Source organism: Micromonospora sp. NPDC049089, from assembly GCF_040648775.1.
In the GTDB taxonomy this organism is placed as follows: domain Bacteria; phylum Actinomycetota; class Actinomycetes; order Mycobacteriales; family Micromonosporaceae; genus Micromonospora.
Map to the genome: position 1 here is coordinate 1 of NZ_JBEZEH010000024.1, position 16,865 is coordinate 16,865.

Annotated in this window: 14 protein-coding genes and 1 pseudogene; 7 read left to right on the forward strand and 8 right to left on the reverse strand. The window is 72.2% G+C overall.

Annotated features, from left to right (window positions below; translation table 11 throughout):
• Nucleotides 1-118 precede the first annotated feature (118 nt).
• Complete coding sequence (gene hisF / locus AB0B48_RS06720; RefSeq protein WP_357196935.1) at nucleotides 119-886, forward strand: imidazole glycerol phosphate synthase subunit HisF; 768 nt, start codon at nucleotides 119-121, stop codon at nucleotides 884-886.
• Between the two features lie 5 nt (nucleotides 887-891).
• On the opposite strand, the gene AB0B48_RS06725 is transcribed toward hisF, so the two are convergent.
• Nucleotides 892-1,353, reverse strand: a complete 462-nt coding sequence (locus tag AB0B48_RS06725) for a hypothetical protein (RefSeq protein WP_357196937.1) — start codon at nucleotides 1,351-1,353, stop codon at nucleotides 892-894.
• Between the two features lie 101 nt (nucleotides 1,354-1,454).
• A complete protein-coding gene (locus AB0B48_RS06730; RefSeq protein ID WP_357196940.1) occupies nucleotides 1,455-2,126 on the reverse strand; it encodes a hypothetical protein in 672 nt (223 codons plus the stop codon).
• 59 nt (nucleotides 2,127-2,185) lie between these two features.
• On the opposite strand from AB0B48_RS06730, the gene AB0B48_RS06735 reads away from it, so the two are divergent.
• On the forward strand, nucleotides 2,186-3,640 hold the full coding sequence (locus tag AB0B48_RS06735; RefSeq protein WP_357196943.1) for a PLP-dependent aminotransferase family protein: 1,455 nt from the start codon (nucleotides 2,186-2,188) through the stop codon (nucleotides 3,638-3,640).
• A gap of 87 nt (nucleotides 3,641-3,727) precedes the next feature.
• A complete protein-coding gene (locus tag AB0B48_RS06740; RefSeq protein WP_357196946.1) occupies nucleotides 3,728-5,032 on the forward strand; it encodes a low temperature requirement protein A in 1,305 nt (434 codons plus the stop codon).
• Between the two features lie 44 nt (nucleotides 5,033-5,076).
• Here the strand turns inward: AB0B48_RS06740 and AB0B48_RS06745 are convergent, their stop codons facing one another.
• The 3 genes from AB0B48_RS06745 to AB0B48_RS06755 all read right to left on the reverse strand — a co-directional run bounded on the left by AB0B48_RS06745 (nucleotide 5,077) and on the right by AB0B48_RS06755 (nucleotide 8,745).
• Nucleotides 5,077-6,903 (reverse strand): long-chain fatty acid--CoA ligase, encoded by a 1,827-nt coding sequence (locus AB0B48_RS06745; RefSeq protein WP_357196949.1) that lies wholly within the window; start codon nucleotides 6,901-6,903, stop codon nucleotides 5,077-5,079.
• 137 nt (nucleotides 6,904-7,040) lie between these two features.
• A complete protein-coding gene (locus tag AB0B48_RS06750; RefSeq protein WP_357196952.1) occupies nucleotides 7,041-7,988 on the reverse strand; it encodes a terpene synthase in 948 nt (315 codons plus the stop codon).
• 127 nt (nucleotides 7,989-8,115) lie between these two features.
• On the reverse strand, nucleotides 8,116-8,745 hold the full coding sequence (locus AB0B48_RS06755; RefSeq protein ID WP_357196955.1) for a TIGR03085 family metal-binding protein: 630 nt from the start codon (nucleotides 8,743-8,745) through the stop codon (nucleotides 8,116-8,118).
• A 172-nt stretch (nucleotides 8,746-8,917) separates the two neighbouring features.
• Here AB0B48_RS06755 and AB0B48_RS06760 point away from each other — a divergent pair, with 172 nt between their 5' ends.
• The 3 genes from AB0B48_RS06760 (at nucleotide 8,918) to AB0B48_RS06770 (ending at nucleotide 13,537) form a co-directional block, all read left to right on the forward strand.
• The gene (locus tag AB0B48_RS06760) at nucleotides 8,918-10,801 is read left to right on the forward strand and encodes an ABC transporter ATP-binding protein (RefSeq protein ID WP_357196958.1); all 1,884 of its coding nucleotides are present in this window, start codon (nucleotides 8,918-8,920) and stop codon (nucleotides 10,799-10,801) included.
• A gap of 114 nt (nucleotides 10,802-10,915) precedes the next feature.
• Nucleotides 10,916-12,703, forward strand: coding sequence for an ABC transporter ATP-binding protein (locus tag AB0B48_RS06765; protein ID WP_357196961.1), 1,788 nt, complete (start codon nucleotides 10,916-10,918; stop codon nucleotides 12,701-12,703).
• Nucleotides 12,704-12,787: 84 nt separating this feature from the next.
• Complete coding sequence (locus tag AB0B48_RS06770; RefSeq protein ID WP_357196964.1) at nucleotides 12,788-13,537, forward strand: DUF2470 domain-containing protein; 750 nt, start codon at nucleotides 12,788-12,790, stop codon at nucleotides 13,535-13,537.
• Nucleotides 13,538-13,690: 153 nt separating this feature from the next.
• Here the strand turns inward: AB0B48_RS06770 and AB0B48_RS06775 are convergent, their stop codons facing one another.
• From AB0B48_RS06775 to AB0B48_RS06785, 3 genes are all read right to left on the reverse strand, one after another.
• Entirely contained in the window at nucleotides 13,691-14,287 is a 597-nt protein-coding gene (locus tag AB0B48_RS06775; protein WP_357196967.1) for a TetR family transcriptional regulator, read from the reverse strand.
• 94 nt (nucleotides 14,288-14,381) lie between these two features.
• Complete coding sequence (locus AB0B48_RS06780) at nucleotides 14,382-15,137, reverse strand: ABC transporter permease (RefSeq protein WP_357196970.1); 756 nt, start codon at nucleotides 15,135-15,137, stop codon at nucleotides 14,382-14,384.
• Complete coding sequence (locus AB0B48_RS06785) at nucleotides 15,134-15,889, reverse strand: ABC transporter ATP-binding protein (protein ID WP_357196973.1); 756 nt, start codon at nucleotides 15,887-15,889, stop codon at nucleotides 15,134-15,136. The genes AB0B48_RS06780 and AB0B48_RS06785 overlap by 4 nt, the downstream gene beginning before the upstream one ends.
• 594 nt (nucleotides 15,890-16,483) lie before the next feature.
• Here AB0B48_RS06785 and AB0B48_RS06790 point away from each other — a divergent pair.
• Nucleotides 16,484-16,768, forward strand: a pseudogene (locus tag AB0B48_RS06790) (phosphoribosyl-AMP cyclohydrolase); the annotation flags it as partial.
• Nucleotides 16,769-16,865: the final 97 nt, after the last annotated feature.

The following is a 16,865-nucleotide window of genomic DNA, read 5'->3' on the forward strand; positions in this document are numbered from 1 at the left end:
CTGGGGGGCCCCAACACCTCGGTAACTTGGCTGGGGGTGTTGTCCCCAAGCCCTCGGGGGGGGGGGTCCCCCCGCGGGGCCCCCCCGCCGTGCCGCGTGCGGAGGATAGGCTCGCGGCATGACGGTGGCGGTACGGGTGATCCCCTGTCTCGACGTGGACGCCGGGCGGGTGGTCAAGGGGGTCAACTTCCTCGACCTGCGTGACGCCGGCGACCCGGTGGAGCTGGCCGCCGCGTACGACCGTGCCGGCGCGGACGAGTTGACCTTCCTCGACGTCACGGCGTCCTCCAGCGACCGGGGCACCATGCTCGACGTGGTGCGCCGCACCGCCGAGTCGGTGTTCATCCCGCTGACCGTCGGCGGCGGCGTCCGGCAGGTCGCCGACGTGGACACGCTGCTGCGCGCCGGTGCGGACAAGGTCGGCGTGAACACCGCCGCCATCGCCCGTCCGGAGCTGCTCGCCGAGATCGCCGACCGGTTCGGCAGGCAGGTGCTCGTGCTCTCCCTCGACGTGCGGCGGTCGCCGAACGGCGGCACGCCCAGCGGCTTCGAGGTCACCACCCACGGGGGTCGGCGTGGCACCGGCATCGACGCCGTGTGGTGGGCGCACCGGGGCGCCGAGTTGGGCGCGGGGGAGATCCTGCTCAACTCGATGGACGCCGACGGCACCAAGGCGGGCTTCGACCTGGAACTGATCGCCGCGGTGCGCGCGGTGGTGGACGTGCCGGTGGTGGCCAGCGGGGGCGCCGGTGAGGTGGCCCACTTTCCGCCGGCGATCGGCGCCGGCGCGGACGCGGTGCTCGCCGCCAGCGTCTTCCACTTCGGAGAGCTGACCGTCGCCGAGGTCAAGGACGCGCTGCGCCTCGGCGGCCACCCGGTGCGCTGAGCAGCTCAGCGCTCGCCGGAGTGCCCCTCCGGTGACCGACGCGGGGTGGGAATCGAACGGACCGCGTACTCCTGGACGGCGGCCGCGTGGTCGGCCTCGTCCAGGATCCAGTCCGCGCTGCCGGGCGCGTGCCGGCGGGTCAACACACCCTGCACGGTGTCCACTGTGGTCGCTACACCCGCACGGGGGCGGGTACGCCACAGCTGCTCACCCTCGGCGGTGATCCGGAACCAGCCGTCGGCGACGCTGACCAGCCCGGCGCCGACCAGCCGCTGGACCGCGGCCTCCACCTCGTGTCGCTGCGGAATCGCATGGTTGAGGTGGTCGGCTGTGGAGAGCACGTCGGTCAGGCGGACGCCCTCCGGCCGCCGGCTTGTCGCCGACCGACGGTGCCGTCCGGCGCCGCTCGCGATGACGAGCGACACGAAGATCCAGGCGTCGTTCCAGCGCCAACCGTTCTCCCCCATGCACAGATGATGACGGCGCGCGTCGCGGAAGGGAACACCCACCCGCGAACCGGTGCGCGGTACCACCCCCACGTACCGGTTTGCGGACGGTCGGTGAGGGTTCAGCCGGCCGGGGCGGCCGGCGCGGAGTCGCCCGGCGGGGGCGCGACAGTGACCGGTGCGGCGGCCTCCGGCACGGCGAACAGCGGGATGAAGAACTGGGCCAACGGACCGATGGCCAGTGCGTACGCGACGGTCCCCAGACCGACGGTGCCGCCGAGCAGCCAGCCCAGCGCCAGCACTGTGACCTCGATGACGGTACGCACCAGTCGGATCGACAGGCCGGGTCGGCGGGCCACGTACCCGGTCATCAGACCGTCGCGGGGGCCGGGGCCCAACCGGGCGCCGAGGTAGAGAGCGGTGGCGGCGCCGTTGGCGACGATCCCGCTGACCAGCATCGCGATCCGGACGCCGAGCGGCCCGCCCGCGGGCAGCAGGACCAGTGTGGCGTCCACGACCAGGCCGATCACCACGACGTTGCTGACCGTGCCGAGGCCGGGGCGCTGCCGCAGCGGGATCCAGAGCAGCAGGACCAGCGCACCGACGGCGATGGTGACAGTGCCGAAGGAGAGCCCGGTCCGCTTGGAGAGCCCCTGGTGGAACACGTCCCACGGGTCGAGGCCCAGGCCGGAGCGGATCATCAGGGCCATGCTGACGCCGTAGACAATGAGCCCGAGGTAGAGCTGGACCAACCGTCGAACCGGCCGGTGCCGCAGATTGCCAAGCAGTGCCATGCGTGCCACCCTAGGTGCCAATCCTCGTCGAGGAAGATGCCAATATTCGAGGAGTGGCTATGAGCGGGCAGGTTCGCGGTGTCCAATTGGCCCGTCTGCTCGGGCAGTGGCATGCCCTGCCGGGCCGCCGCCGCAGCCCCGACTACGCCGCGCTGGCCGGCTCGGTGCGCGGGCTCCTCGCCGACGGCCGGCTGCCGCTGGGCGTCCGCCTCCCGGCCGAACGGGAGCTGGCCGAGGCGCTGCGGATCAGCCGGACCACGGTGACCGCCGCCTACCGGCAGCTACGCGAGACCGGGCACCTGGCCAGCCGGCGGGGCGCCGGCAGTTGGACGATGCTGCCCGGCAACCACCGGGTGGCCAGCACCGGCCTGTGGACCCCGCTGGACGACCGGGAGATGCTCGACCTCGGCGTCGCCGCGCTGGCCGCACCGCCGCAACTGCTCTCGGCCGCGCGGGCCGCCGCCGAGGACCTGCCCCGCTACCTGAGCGGGGCCGGTTACCACCCGACCGGTGTCATCGAGCTGCGCGAGGCGGTGGCCGACGCGTACACCGCCCGGGGTCTGCCCACCTCGCCCGACCAGATCATGGTCACCAGCGGCACCCAGCACGCACTGGATCTGGTGCTGCGGCTCGCCCTGACCCCGGGCGGCACCGTGCTGGTCGAGTCCCCGACCTACCCCAACGCCCTCGCCGCTCTGGCCGGCCGTCGGGCCCGGATCAGCACCCACGGGCTGGCCGCCGACGCCGGCTGGGAGCCCGACCTGCTGCTGGGCACTCTCCGACAGACCCGGCCCAAGCTCGCCTACCTGATTCCCGAGTTCCAGAACCCGACTGGTCACCTGATGCCCGCCTCGCTGCGCGAGCGCGTGGTGGCCGCCGCGCACGCGGTCGGCACCGATCTGATCATCGACGAGTCCTTCGTGGACCTGTCGATGGACGGCACCGAGGTGCCACCCCCGGTCGCCACCTACGACCGGCACAGCCGGGTGATCAGCATCGGCGGGATGAGCAAGCCCTACTGGGGTGGCCTGCGGATCGGCTGGGTGCGCGCGTCCGCGCCGCAGGTGCAGCGGCTGGCCGCCGTGCGGGTCGGGGTCGACATGGCCAGCCCGGTGTTGGACCAACTGGTCGCGGTGCACCTGCTCGCCCACGCCGAGGCCATCGTCGCCGACCGCCGCGTCCAGTTGGCCGTCCAGCGGGACGCCCTGCTCGGCGCGCTGGCGCACCAACTGCCGGAGTGGCGGGTCACCGTGCCGCGGGGTGGCGTGACGCTGTGGGCCGAGTTGGACGGCCCGGTCTCGAGCGCGCTGGCCCGGGCCGCGGAGGAGGTCGGCGTACGGCTGGCCCCTGGCCCCCGGTTCGGGCTGGACGGCACCATGGAGCGGTTCCTGCGGCTGCCCTTCACCCTGCCCGCCGCGGACCTCGTGGAGGCCGTCGGGCGTCTCGCGGCGATCCGCTACGACCTGGACCGGGCCGGCCGCCAGCGGTGGCGCGAGCCGTCTGTCATCGCCTGAGCCAGCGCCGAACCACCAGCGGCATCCGCTGGCACCGTTATGCCGGGAATGCGCCATCCGCCCCAGCTCGGCTGCCAGACTCCCCTGGTGGGCCAGGACAGCGGGACACGCGGGGTCCGCCGCAGTGCGCCGGGCTCGCGGGCGACCCCGCTGGAACTCTTCTACGACCTGGTCTTCGTCTTCGCGTTCCTGCACGTCACCACGGCCACCGCCGGCAATCCGACCGCCCGTGGCCTGGTCCAGTGCCTGGTGCTGCTGGCCCTGCTCTGGTGGTGCTGGTCGGCGTTCGCACTGCTGGGCAACCTGATCCGTACCGACCAGGGGATCGTCCCGGCGGTCGGCTTCGTCACCATCGCCGCCGCCTTCGTGCTGGCGCTGAGTCTGCCGAAGGCGTTCACCGACCGTCCCGGTGGGCTGTTCGGTCCGCTGGTCTTCGCGACCTGCTACTTCCTCGTCCGGGTGAGCGAGAGTGTGATCTTCCTGTGGATCGGCCGCCGGAACCGCGACGTGCGTCGACGCTGGCAGCTGCTCGCCCTGCCGGCGATCGTGGCCACGGCCCTCATCGTGGTCGCCGGGCTGCTGCCGCAGCGGCTCTTCGACGGAACAGCCGAGTCGGTGGCCCGCCTGCTGTGCTGGCTCGCGGCCCTCGGCGTGGAGTACGGGGCCGGCCTCGCGCTGCGGGGCACCGGGTGGACAGTGCTCTCCGCCGGGCACTGGGCGGAGCGGCACGGTCAGATCGTCCTGATCGCCCTCGGCGAGGCCATCATCGCACTCGGGTTCAGTCCCAGCGAAACCACTGGTCTACCGCTGACCTGGCCGGTGCTGATCGCCGCGGTGCTCGGCATCGCGGTGGCCGCCGCGATGTGGTGGGCGTACTTCGACACCCTGGCGCTCGGCATGGAACAGACCCTGCACCGCACCCGCGACCCGGACGCGCGCGCCATCCTGGCCCGGAACGCCTACAGCTACCTGCACCTGCCGGTCATCGCCGGCGTCATCCTGTTCGCGCTCGGGCTCAAGGGGCTGATCCACGAAGGCGCCGATCCCACCACACCGAGCTGGGGCGTTCCGCTGCCGAGCTTCGACCTGCTGGCGCTCTACGGTGGGGTCGCGCTCTACCTGCTCGCGCTCATCGTGCTCGGCCGGCGGATGCTCGGCGCCCCCCGCTGGCCCACGATCGGCGGGATCCTGCTGCTGATTGCGCTGGTGCCGGCTGCCGGGTCGCTACCCGAGCTGATCGCCTTGGCCATGTTGGCCCTCGCCGCGGCGGTGGCGGTGGCGGCGCAGACGGTTGTCGACTCCCGGCGCCGGGCCGGGGTCCGGCAGATGGCGTTCGAGGAGCAGCTCGCCGCGGAGGAGGAACACACCAGGTGGCGGGGCCACCACCTGTGAGGTCCCGTGCCGGCTCGCCGGCCGGCACGGGACCCACTGTCGGCTCAGAGTTCGGCGAGGGTGCCGGCGTACATCTTGTCGATCTCGGTGGCGAAGTTGCTCTCCACCCCACGCCGCTTGATCTTCAACGACGGGGTGATCTCGCCGTCCTCGATCGTCAGGTCGCGCGGGAGAATGGCCACCTTCTTGATGGTCTCCCAGCGGTTGAGCTTGGAGTTGAGCTGGGCGACGTACTCCTCGACCATCGTCTGGGCCTCAGCCGACGCGACGATCTCGGTGTAGCTGCGCCCCTCCAGCGGGCCGCCGGCGACCCAGCCCCGGATGGCGTCCGGGTCCAGGGTGACGAGCATCGTGCAGAAGTTGCGGGCCTGACCCACAACGACTGCCTGCGAGGTGTACGGGCAGATGGCCTTGAACATGCCCTCGATGTGCGACGGGGCGATGTACTTGCCGCCCGAGGTCTTGACCAGGTCCTTCTTGCGGTCGGTGATGCGGAGGTAGCCCTGCTCGTCCAGGGTGCCGATGTCACCGGTACGGAAGAAGCCGTCCTCGGTGAACGAGGCGGCGGTCTCCTCCGGCAGGTTGTGGTAGCCGCGCATCACCGGCCGACCCCGCACCAGGATCTCCCCGTCGGTGTCGATCTTGCACTCCAGGTCGCCCATGGCCCGGCCCACGGTGCCGATCCGCAGCCCGGCCGGCGGGTTGACGAAGTTGCCCGCGCTGGTCTCGGTCAGGCCGTAGCCCTCGGAGATCGGCAGGTTCGCGGCGGCGAAGAAGGTGGCGATCTCCGGGCTGAGCGGCGCGGCACCGGACACCAGCACCCGCATCCGGCCGCCCAGACGGGCCTGGAGCTTGCTGAACACCAGCTTCTCGGCCAGCCCGTAGCGCACCTTCAACCCGGCCGGCACCGGCTTGCCGGCCTGCTCCAGGGCGATCTTCTCCTTGCCGACGCCGACGGCCCAGCCGAAGATCTTCGCCTTCGCGCCGCCGGCGCCCTGCGCGGTGGTCACTGCCTTGTTGTAGACCTTCTCGAACACCCGGGGAGCGCCGCACATCAGCGTCGGGCGGATGACCGAGAGAAGCTCGACCAGCTTGTCCACCCGCCCGTCGACGTAGGTGGGCAGGCCGACGTGGATGGCGCCGCAGAGCAGGGTCTTGCCGAACGAGTGGGCCAGCGGCAGCCACAGGTACTGCAGGTCGTCGTCGCGCAGCAGCCCGACCTCCGCCTGCGCCACCGCCTCCCAGCACCAGCCGCCGTGCAGCAGCTCGACGCCCTTGGGCTGGCCGGTGGTGCCGGAGGTGTAGATCAAGGTGGCCAGGTGGTCCGGGCCGATGCCGGCCACCAGCATGTCGATCAGCTCCGGCTCGGCGGCCAGCGCCTGGGTGCCGCGCTCCTCCAGGTCGGCGAGCGTCAACTGCGCGACAGCGGCGTCCGGGTCGGCGGCGCCGTCGAGAAGCACCACGTGGGTGAGCGCGGGCAGGGTCGCCCCGGCGATCTTCGCCGCCTGGGCCGGGTTCTCCGCGAACAGCACCTTCGACCCGGAGTCGGCGATGATGTACGTCGCGTCGGCCGGCTCGGTGGTCGGGTAGACGGTGGTGGTCGCGCCGCCGGCACACATGATGCCGAGGTCGGCGATCACCCACTCCAGCCGGGTGTTGGCGAGGATCGCGACCGGGTCCTCCTGGCCGACGCCCAGGCCGTGCAGGCCGGCGGCGACCGCCTTGGCGCGCTGACCGACCTGAGCCCAGGTCAGCCAGGCAGGCCCCGAGTCGTCGGGGTTCGGGGACGCGAACGCGTGCCGGTCGGGGGTGGCCGCCACACGCTTGAGGAACATGTCCGGGATGGAGCGGTACGGTACATCGAGAGCCATCGCTGTAGCCGCCTTCGGGGGTGGTGGCGTGACGGTCGTCACGTCATGATGGTTACCGAACAGTATTGCCTGTCACCGTGCATCGGCTAGCCCTGGTGATCGTCCGGCCGGCCCATCTCACCAACCGGTACGGCCGATCAGGCGTACCGGGCAGCCACCACTGACCAGTCGTAGGTGGCCCGGACCCAGTTGCGCCGAGCGGCCAGGGCGTCGCGGATCCCGTCGTCGTCGGTGGTCCGCAGCGCCTCCTCCGCGTCCAGGTACGTCGCCAAGCCCTGGTTGAACCGGTGTGCCGCACTCCGGAGCGCCGTCATCTCGTCCGCGTCGCTGCCCTGGGCGAGCACCGTGACGAGGTTGTGCGCGTCCGGGCCGGCCTGGCTCTCCTTGCCGTAGGAGAAGAGGTCGTTGCACCAGCAGACCAGGTCCACCGCCAGCAGGTCCAGGGCAACCAGCCCCGGGTTGGCGCGCTGGGTCGGCCCGGTGGGCCGCGTCGACGCCAGGTCGGTCAGGGTGAGGCAGGGATGCACGCCCCCGATGTGCCGGCGTAGCTGCACGTACTCCGCCACCTCGGGTACCCGCCCACGCTCCCGGTTGCCCGCCTCCCAGAGCAGCGCCAACAGGTACTCGCGCATCTGGCTGACGAACCGCAGCAGCAGCCCGGCGTGATCGTACAGTCGGGTCCGGCGGCAGAGGTCGTGCAGCGCGTCACCCAGTGGCCCGACGGCGGGCGGTGCGACGTACGGGTCACCACACCGGTCCAGCACGTCGAGCAGTGTGCTGATCGCCGGCCCCAGCCGGACCGGGTCGGCACCGAGGCCGTCCTCGTCGCAGGCGTCGTCCATGACGAAGAGCCAGCTGATCAGGTCAGTGAGCAGCCGCAGGCCCTCCACCGAGCCGTCCAGGCAGGCGCGGCCGGCCAGTCCGGCGGCGTCGGCCCGTTCCAGGCGGTGCGCCCGTTGGCTGGAATCGACCAGCCCGAACGTGCGCGCCCAGTCGATGCTCTCGCCCGCTACCTGGTCGGTGGCCCCGTGGCGTCCCGTGGGAAACGGGGGCTCCCGTAGCGCCGAGATCGCGAAGTCCCGCACAGTGAGCCCCCACTCCGTGCCGCCCGGCGCGGAGCGGCGCGGTGAAGCGTACGGGAGGAAGTATCTGCATGTTTCGCTGGGTGTGGGGAACTCCACACTCGCTTGGTGACCGTTTACGTACAGGCAGTCACATTCCCAGGTCGGCGGACCGCAGTCGCCGAGCCGCCTCCGCCGAGCCGTTCAGCTGGACCCGGGCCACCCGTTGTCGGCCGGAGAAGAACAGCACCAGCTCGGCCGGGGCCCCGACCAGGCGCAGTGGCTCCCCACCGCGACCGAGGGAGACCTCCCCGTGGCCGGGCGCCTGCACGTAGAGGTCCGCCGGAAAACGCCGCAGTGCCAGCCGGGCCATCGGGGCCGCGCGTTTCCAGAGAGCGCCCTGTAGGCCGGTGGACAGATCGCGCGGCTGCCACCCGGAGCCGGCCCGCCGCACGTCCTCGTGATGGATGAAGAACTCCATCGTGTTGGCCACCTCGTCGGTCAGCGGATTGCTGACCGGGCTCCACAGCGGCGGTCGGCGCACCTGTGCCACCAACTCGGGGTAGGGCCGTGCGGCGAGTCGTCGACGGACCCGCTCGGAATAGCCGCGCAGCGGCGGCAGCACGATGCCACCCGCCGCGTCCGGACGGCGCTCCCGCAGCACCAGATGCGCGGCGAGGTCGCGGGTCGCCCAGCCCTCGTTGACAGTAGGGGCGTCCGGCCCGAGGGCCAGTAGAAGATCGGCCAGCGCCTCGCGCTCGGCTCGGGCGTACCGCGGCATGGCCCGATCGTAGGCCCGGTGGACCGTCGGCGCGCGGCGGCGGACGCCGGTCGGCACCTGCGGCACGCCGCCGTCCGGTACGTGATGGTCGACATATGCAGTCAGGGTCGGCGGCACTGGCCCCAAGCGGTAAGGATGAGGGAGATAATTGCGGCTTACGGCGGGGGAGAGCGTGGCGAGCAAGACAAGTCGGGACGTTCTCAGTCGAGGGCTGGGCGTCCTGCGGCAGGCGATCCGTGAGCAGCCGCGGATCTTTTCGGTGGCGGTCGTCGGCAGCGTGCTCTTCGGCGGGATGATCATTGTCAGCGCCCGGGTCGTCGGGTCGGTCATCGGTGAGGTGGCGCTTCCGGCCATCGAACGCGGCGAGGTGGGCGCCGGCGCCCTGGCGCTGGCCGCGGCCGCGTTGTTCGGGATCAGCGTGCTGCGGGTGGCGGGCATCGTCGGCCGCCGGCTCGGCGCCGGCTACATGCAGTACCGCCTCCAGGCCTCCTACCGCCGCAGGGTGACCCGTCGGTACCTGGAGCTGCCGCTGTCCTGGCACCACCGCAACTCCACCGGCACCCTGCTGTCCAACGCCAACTCCGACGTGGAGGCGGCCTGGTACCCGATCGCGCCGCTGCCGTTCGCCGTCGGCACGTTGGTGATGCTGGTCGGCGCGATCGTGTCGCTCTTCGCCACCGACTGGGCGCTCGCCCTGGTCGGGCTCGCGGTCTTTCCCGCCCTGTTCGCGCTCAACGTCGTCTACTCCCGGCGGATGGCCCCCCGGCAGGCCCGGGCGCAGCGCCTGCGCGCCGAGGTCAGTGGCATCGCCCACGAGAGCTTCGACGGTGCCCTGGTGGTCAAGACGATGGGCCGCGAGGCCCAGGAGACCGCCCGGTTCGCGGGCTGCGCCGGCGAGCTGCGTGACTCGCTGATCGCGGTCGGCCGGCTGCGCGGCATCTTCGACCCGCTGCTGGAGACGCTGCCCAGCCTCGGCACCCTGGCCGTACTGGTGGTCGGGGCGTTCCGGTTGCGCCAGGGCGCGATCAGCGTGACCGAGCTGGTCAGCGTGGCCTTCCTCTTCACCGTGCTGGCCTTCCCGGTGCGGGCCATCGGTTGGGTGCTGGCCGAGCTGCCGCGCAGCGTCGCCGGCTGGGACCGGGTGCGCCGGGTGCTCGACGCTACCGGCGAGATGCCGTACGGGCAGCGGGTGCTCGACCCGGACGGCGCCGGCCCGGCCACCCTCACCTTCACCGACGTGCACTACTCCTACCCGCCGGCCGAAGCGCACCCGCCCGGAGCGCAGGTCCTCGGCGAAGTCGGCTTCACGGTGCCGTCCGGTCGGACGGTGGCCCTGGTGGGGCCCACCGGCGCCGGCAAGTCCACCATCGCATCGCTGGCGGTGCGTCTCGTCGACCCGGACTCCGGCACCGTCAGCCTGGACGGCGTGGACGTGCGCGAGCTGACCTCCGCGTCGTTGGCCGGCACTGTGGCCCTGGTCGCCCAGGTGCCCTTCATCTTCGACGACACGGTCCGCGCCAACATCGCCCTCGACCGTCCCGGTGTCGACGACGAGGTGGTCTGGGCGGCGCTGCGGCTGGCCGAGGCGGACGGTTTCGTCGCCGCGCTGCCCGACGGTCTGGACACCATGGTCGGCGAGCGGGGCACCTCGCTCTCCGGCGGTCAGCGGCAGCGGCTCACCCTGGCCCGCGCACTGGCCGGTCGACCGCGCCTGCTGGTGCTCGACGACGCGACGAGCGCTGTCGACCCGCGAGTGGAGGCGGCCATCCTGGCAGGGCTGCGGTCCTCGACCACGCAGTCGGGCGTTCCCGCCGCGTCGATCCTGGTGGTGGCGTACCGCCGGGCCACCATCGCGCTCGCCGACGAGGTCATCTACGTGGAGCAGGGACGGGTGGTCGCCCGGGGCACCCACAGCGAGTTGTTGGCCACCGTGCCCGGCTACGTCGACCTGGTCACCGCCTACGAGCAGGCCGAGGTGGAGCGGGCACAGGAAAGTTCCTACGGCGACGACGTGGCGCCGCTGCCGTCGGGCCTGGAGATCGAGGTGGACCGGTGAGCGCGAGGAGTGCAGCGAAGCGGAGCCCCGTAGTCGCGAACGAAAGGCGTGCCCGGTGAGCGCGAGGAGTGCAGCGAAGCGGAGCCCCGCAGTCGCGAACGAAAGGCGTGCCCGGTGACGTCAACGGTGAACAAGGATGAGCCGGAGGCCCGGCAGGAGACGACCTGGCAGACGCTGCGTCGGGGCCTGGCGCTCTCCCCGGAGCTACGGATCGGTCTGGCCGGCACGTTGGCCCTGGCGTTGGTCTACATGGTGGGTCGGGTCGCCGTGCCGGTCGCCGTGCAGCAGGGCATCGACCGGGGCCTGGTCGGTGGTCTGAACCTGAACGTGGTGTGGACGGTGGTGGCCGTCACCGCGGCGATCCTGACGGTCACCACGATCTGCGGCTACCTGATGATGCGCCGGCTGTTCACTGTCAGCGAGACGGCGCTGGCCAACGTCCGGACGCGCGCGTTCCGTCACGTGCACGACCTGTCGATGCTGCACCAGCAGTCGGAGCGACGCGGTTCGCTGGTCTCGCGGGTCACCAGCGACGTGGACCAGATCACCCAGTTCCTCCAGTGGGGCGGGGTGATCCTGCTGGTCAACCTCGGTCAGCTGGTGGTCACCACAGCCGTCATGCTGGCGTACTCCTGGCAGTTGACACTTGTGGTGCTGGCCGCGTTCCTGCCGGCGGTGTTCGTCATCCGGCAGTTGCAACGTCGCCTCGGCGGCGCGTACGCGACGGTGCGTCAACGCACCGGGACGTTGCTCGGCGCGATCGGCGAGAGCGTGGTGGGCGCGCCGGTGATCCGGGCGTACGGGATCGCCGGGCGCACCGAGCGACGGTTGGACGAGGCGATCGACAGCCAGCGACTGGCCCAGCAGCGGGCGATCCGGATCAGCATCGTGGGCAGCTCGGTCGGGGAGTTGGCGGCAGGGTTGGCGCTGGCCGGCGTGGTGGTGCTCGGCGTGCTGCTGGGGGTGGACGGCACGCTGTCGATCGGCCAGCTGACGGCGTTCCTCTTCCTGGTGACGCTCTTCATCCAGCCGGTGCAGATAGCCACCGAGGTGCTCAACGAGGCGCAGAACGCGATCGCCGGGTGGCGTCGGGTGCTGGACGTGCTGGACGTCGCCCCGGACGTGGCTGACCCGGGGGAACAGGGGCGGGAGCTGCCGGGCGGGCCGCTGGACATCCGGTTCGCCGGTGTGCGGTTCGCCTATCCGGGTGGTCCGCCGGTGCTGCACGACATCGATCTGGAGATCCCGGCGAAGAGTCGGGTGGCGGTGGTCGGTGAGACCGGCAGCGGCAAGACCACGTTCGCCAAGTTGCTGACCCGGCTGATGGACCCGTCGGCCGGGGCGGTGCTGTTGTCCGGGGTGCCGCTGACCGACGTCCGGTTCGGCTCGCTGCGCTCCCGTGTGGTGATGGTGCCGCAGGACGGGTTCCTCTTCGACGCGACGGTGGGGGACAACGTTCGGTTCGCCCGTCCAGAGTTGACCGACGAGCAGTTGAGCGCCGCATTCACCGAGCTGGGCCTGTCGGACTGGCTGGAGGGTCTGCCGGCGGGCCTGGACACCCCGGTCGGGGAGCGCGGTGAGGCGCTCAGCGTCGGGGAGCGGCAGCTTGTCGCTTTGGCCCGCGCGTACGTGGCCGACCCGGACCTGCTGGTGCTCGACGAGGCGACCAGCGCGGTGGACCCGGCGACCGAGGTGCGGCTGCAACGGACGCTGGACGCGGTGACCCGGGGTCGGACCACTCTGGCCATCGCGCACCGGCTCTCCACGGCGCAGGCTGCCGACGAGGTGATCGTGGTGGACCGGGGTCGGGTGGTGCAGCGCGGCCCGCACGACGAGCTGGTTCGTGACGCCGACTCGGTGTACGGCCTGCTCTACGCCTCCTGGCTGGAGCAGACCCGGTGAGGTGCGGCGGTGTGGTGGACGCAGGCGGGCGGGTGCTCTAGGCTCCGGCTTAGGTAAGCCTAACCTTCGAAGGAGGTCGCGCCCATGCGGCCCAACTCCGCCGAGATCGTTCGTACCCTCGTCGCCGGCCGCCTGCCCGGCCTCGTGCACCTGGCCCACCGGCCGGGCCCGCACCACGCCCGGCACGTCACCGACTCGGACGGGCGGGTGCTGCTGCTGGTGCCGGTGGCCAGCCACCTGGCCGCCGCCCTGCAACCGGCCGCCGGGGGCAGCGACGTCGCTGTCGTGCTCGACGTGCTCGACCTGCCGCCCGCCGCCGGTGCGCCCGGCCTGGGTCGCGCCTGGGTGTCCGGCTGGGCGGCCGAGCTGCGCGGTGACGAGGCCCGCCACGCGGCGGTCGAGTTCGCCGCGGTCGAGCCGACCGGCGACCTGCTCGACCTGGGCACCCGGTTCCGGCTGTTCCGCTTCGAGGTGGTCGAGGTTCGCTGGGAGCGGGCCGGCGTCGTGCACCGGATCGACCCGGTGGAGTACGCCGAGGCCGAGCCGGACCCGGTGCACCCGGTCGAGGCCCGGCTGCTCGCCGACCTCGCCGAGTGCCACGGCGCCCAGGTGACGGAGTACCTGCGCCAGCAGCTCGGGTTGACCGAGCAGACCCCGGACGGGCCGCCCCGGGTGGTGCGCATCGACCGCTACGGGCTGGTGGTGGCCCTCGGCCGACCCGGCGCCCGGCGTCGGGTCCGGCTGGCCTTCCCGGGCCCGGTGACCGACCCAGCCGACCTGCCGCAGCTGCTCCCACCGCTACAACCAACCGTCAACGCCCGCCCCCCGCACTAACCGCCCCGCCCCCCGCCCTCCGCACCCGCGCCCCACCCCAGGCTCGCGCCGATCTTGCAGTTTGGGTTGTCGTTACGCGTGGTGTGTCCCTTTGGTCGGGACAGAAAGTGCAAGATCGCGGGGGTGTTCGAGGTTGAGCGGGGCGTTGTCGGGTCAGGTTGGCAGCGGGCCGGTGAGGTAGCGCTGGATCGTGGGGCCGATCGCGGCCACCAGGGTTTCCGGGTCCGCCGAGGCGACCGGCTCAAGGCGCACCACGTGCCGCATCATGGCCAGGCCGATCATCTGGGTGGCCACCAGGGAGCCCCGCAGCGGTAGCTCGACCGGGTCGACGTCGAGATTCTCCAACACCCGACGCAGCACCTGGGTGGTGACGAATTCGCGCAGCAGTCGAGCAGTCCACTCGTTGCTCACCGCGGAGCGCAGCAACGCCTGTGCGGCGCTGCCGGCCGGGGAGTCCCAGACGCCGAGGAAGATGCGCACCATCCGCTCACCGACGGCGTCCCGGTCGCCGGCGAGCACCCTCGGCACCAGCTGACCGGGGTCGACCGGAAAGTTCATCGCGGCAAGGAAGAGCTGGTCCTTGCTGCCGAAGTAGTGGTGCACGAGCGCCGGGTCGACCTGCGCCGTGCCGGCGATGCCCCGGATCGAGGCGGCGTCGTAACCACGTTCGGCGAACGCCGTCCGCGCCGCGTCGAGAATCGCCTCCCGGGTGCCCGGGTTGCCGGGTCGCCGGCCGGTCCGCCGCGTCATCGCCGCCCTTCGTTCGTCCGCCTCGGCCCGTCGTGCCGGCCCGGCCACGCCGGGGTCGGCTGCCGCGCCGGCCGCCGCCCCCCGGCGCTGGCGGTCAGCCGCTGCGTCGGCGCAGGGTGGCCGCCGCGAGCACCAGCGCCAGCACCACCGCGCCGAGAACCACGGCGACGTCGCGCCACATCCGGCCGGTCGGTTCGGCGTGGGCGCCGACCTCCTGCAACGCCTCGATGGCGTACGACAGGGGGAAGGCGTCGCTGAGCGCCTGGAGCCAGCCGGCCATCTGGTCACGGGCCACGAACAGCCCGCAGAGCAGCAGTTGGGGGACCACCACGACTGGCAGGAACTGTACTGCTTGGAACTCGGTGCGCGCGAAGGCACTGCAGAGCAGCCCGAGGGCGACGCCGAGCACGGCGTCGAGCACGGCGATCCCGAGTACCAGCCCGATGCTGCCGGCGGTCTCCAGATCGAAGATCCAGTACGCCACCGCGGCGGCGACGGCGGCCTGCACGGCGGCGGCCAGCCCGAACGCGATGCCGTACCCGAAGAGCAGATCGAGCTTGCCCAGCGGCGTGGTGAGCAGCCGCTCCAGCGTGCCCGAGGTGCGTTCCCGCAACATGGCGATGCTGGTCACCAGAAACATGATCACGAAGGGGAAGATGCCGAGCATCACCAGCGCGATCCGGTCGAAGGTGGTGGGTTGGCCGGGCGGGGTCGGTTGGTCGGCGTACATGAAGTAGACCAGGGTGAGCAGGACGGCCGGCACCACCACGAGCAGCGCGATGGTCCGCCGGTCGTGCCGGAGCTGACGGAGGATGCGCCCGGTGGTGGCGGCGAGAATTCGCGCGTTCATGCTGTCTCCCGTGCGGCTGCCGCGTCGGTGCTGGTGGAGGCGGCCTCGCCCGCCCGGATAAGCCGCAGGAACGCCTCGTCGAGGTCGTCCACACCGGCGGCGGCGCGGATCGCGGCGGGACTGTCGTCGGCGATCAACCGCCCCTGGCGGATCAGCAGCAGTTGGTCGCAGCGTGCCGCCTCGTCCATCACGTGGCTGGACACCAGCAGGGTGGTGCCGGCGGCGGCCATCGCGTGGAACCGGGCCCACAGATCGGCCCGCAGCACCGGGTCCTGGCCGACGGTCGGCTCGTCGAGGATGACCAGCTCGGGCTCCCCGACCAGGGCACACGCCAGCGAGGCTCGGCTGCGTTGACCACCGGAGAGGGTGCCGACCAGTTGACCGGCGGCCTCGGCCAGCCCGACGTCACTGATCGCCCGGTCGGCCTCGGCGCGCCCTCGCCCGTACAGGGCCGCGAAGTAGCGGGCGTTCTCCCGGACGGTCAGGTCGGCGTAGACGCTCGGTGCCTGGGTCAGGTAGCCCACCCGGTGCCGCAGCGCGGGAGTGCCCGCCGGTTGACCGAGCACGGTGACCGTCCCGCCACTGACCAGCTGCACCCCGACCACCGCCCGCATGAACGTGGTCTTGCCACTGCCACTGGGGCCGAGCAGCCCGGTGACCGCGCCGCGCGGGACCCGGCAGCTGATGCTGTCCAGCACCCGCCGCCCACCCCGGTCCACGACCAGGTCTCGGACGGCTATCGCATCGTCCATCACGCACCTCCACAGAAACTCATCACCTGTTGAACTCAACGCTAGATGAAATCCCGCGCCGGGCGCAACGCCCGCGCCGACGTCCGGCCCAACCGTCGCGCGGAGCGTGAGAACGGGCAGTAGGCTCCGGGCCGGACAGGAAGTCCGCCAACGGGCATTGCGCGCCGATCGGACGTACGGCACGATGGCGCGGTGGGTCACGCTCCGTTACCGGATAGCGGTTTTCTTGAGGATTGGGCCGTGCGGTTGCGGCAGGCCGCTGAGCGGCCGGTGGTCGGCATCCTGTTGCGCGGCAGCCACGCCCGCCGCGCCGCCACCGCGCACAGCGACGTCGACCTCGACGTGTTGGTCGGCGGTGCCCCGTACGCGGCCCGCCGGGCCTACCTGGACGAGTCCGCAGGCCAGGTCACTCACGTATCGGTGGCCGCCCGGGACATCCGGTCCTGGGTGCACCGTCTGGGCGAACCGGCCGACTGGGCCTTCGGGCTGCCGGTCACCGCGCCGGCACGGCTGCTCTGGGCCGACCCGCACTGGCGGCCCCGGATCGACCTGCCGGTGCTCTGCCAGCCCGCCGAGCCGCCCCGACTGGAAGAGATGATCGCCACGCTGGGTAAGGCCGCCGCCGCCCGCGCGGCCAGCGACCGTCTCGGGGTCCGGCTCGCCGTCGCCGACCTGGCGCGGCTCTGCCCCTCGGTCCTGCGGCCGGCCAACCCGTCCGTGCGGGTCCACTCCCGCCGGGCGGCCTTCGCGGCGGCCCTGGAACTGCCGGTGGCGCCACCCGGCTACCGGACCGACATGGTGCTCTGCCTCGGGCTGCGCCCGGGCGCGACCGGGCAGCTCTGGGCCGCCGCCGTACGGCTGGTCGCCGGCACGCTGCCGTTGATCAGGCCGTACGCCGAGGAGATCGCCGACAGGGCCGGCGCGGACCTGGCCGCCGCCCTGGTCGACGGCCGGCTGGACCGCTACGTCGCCCAGC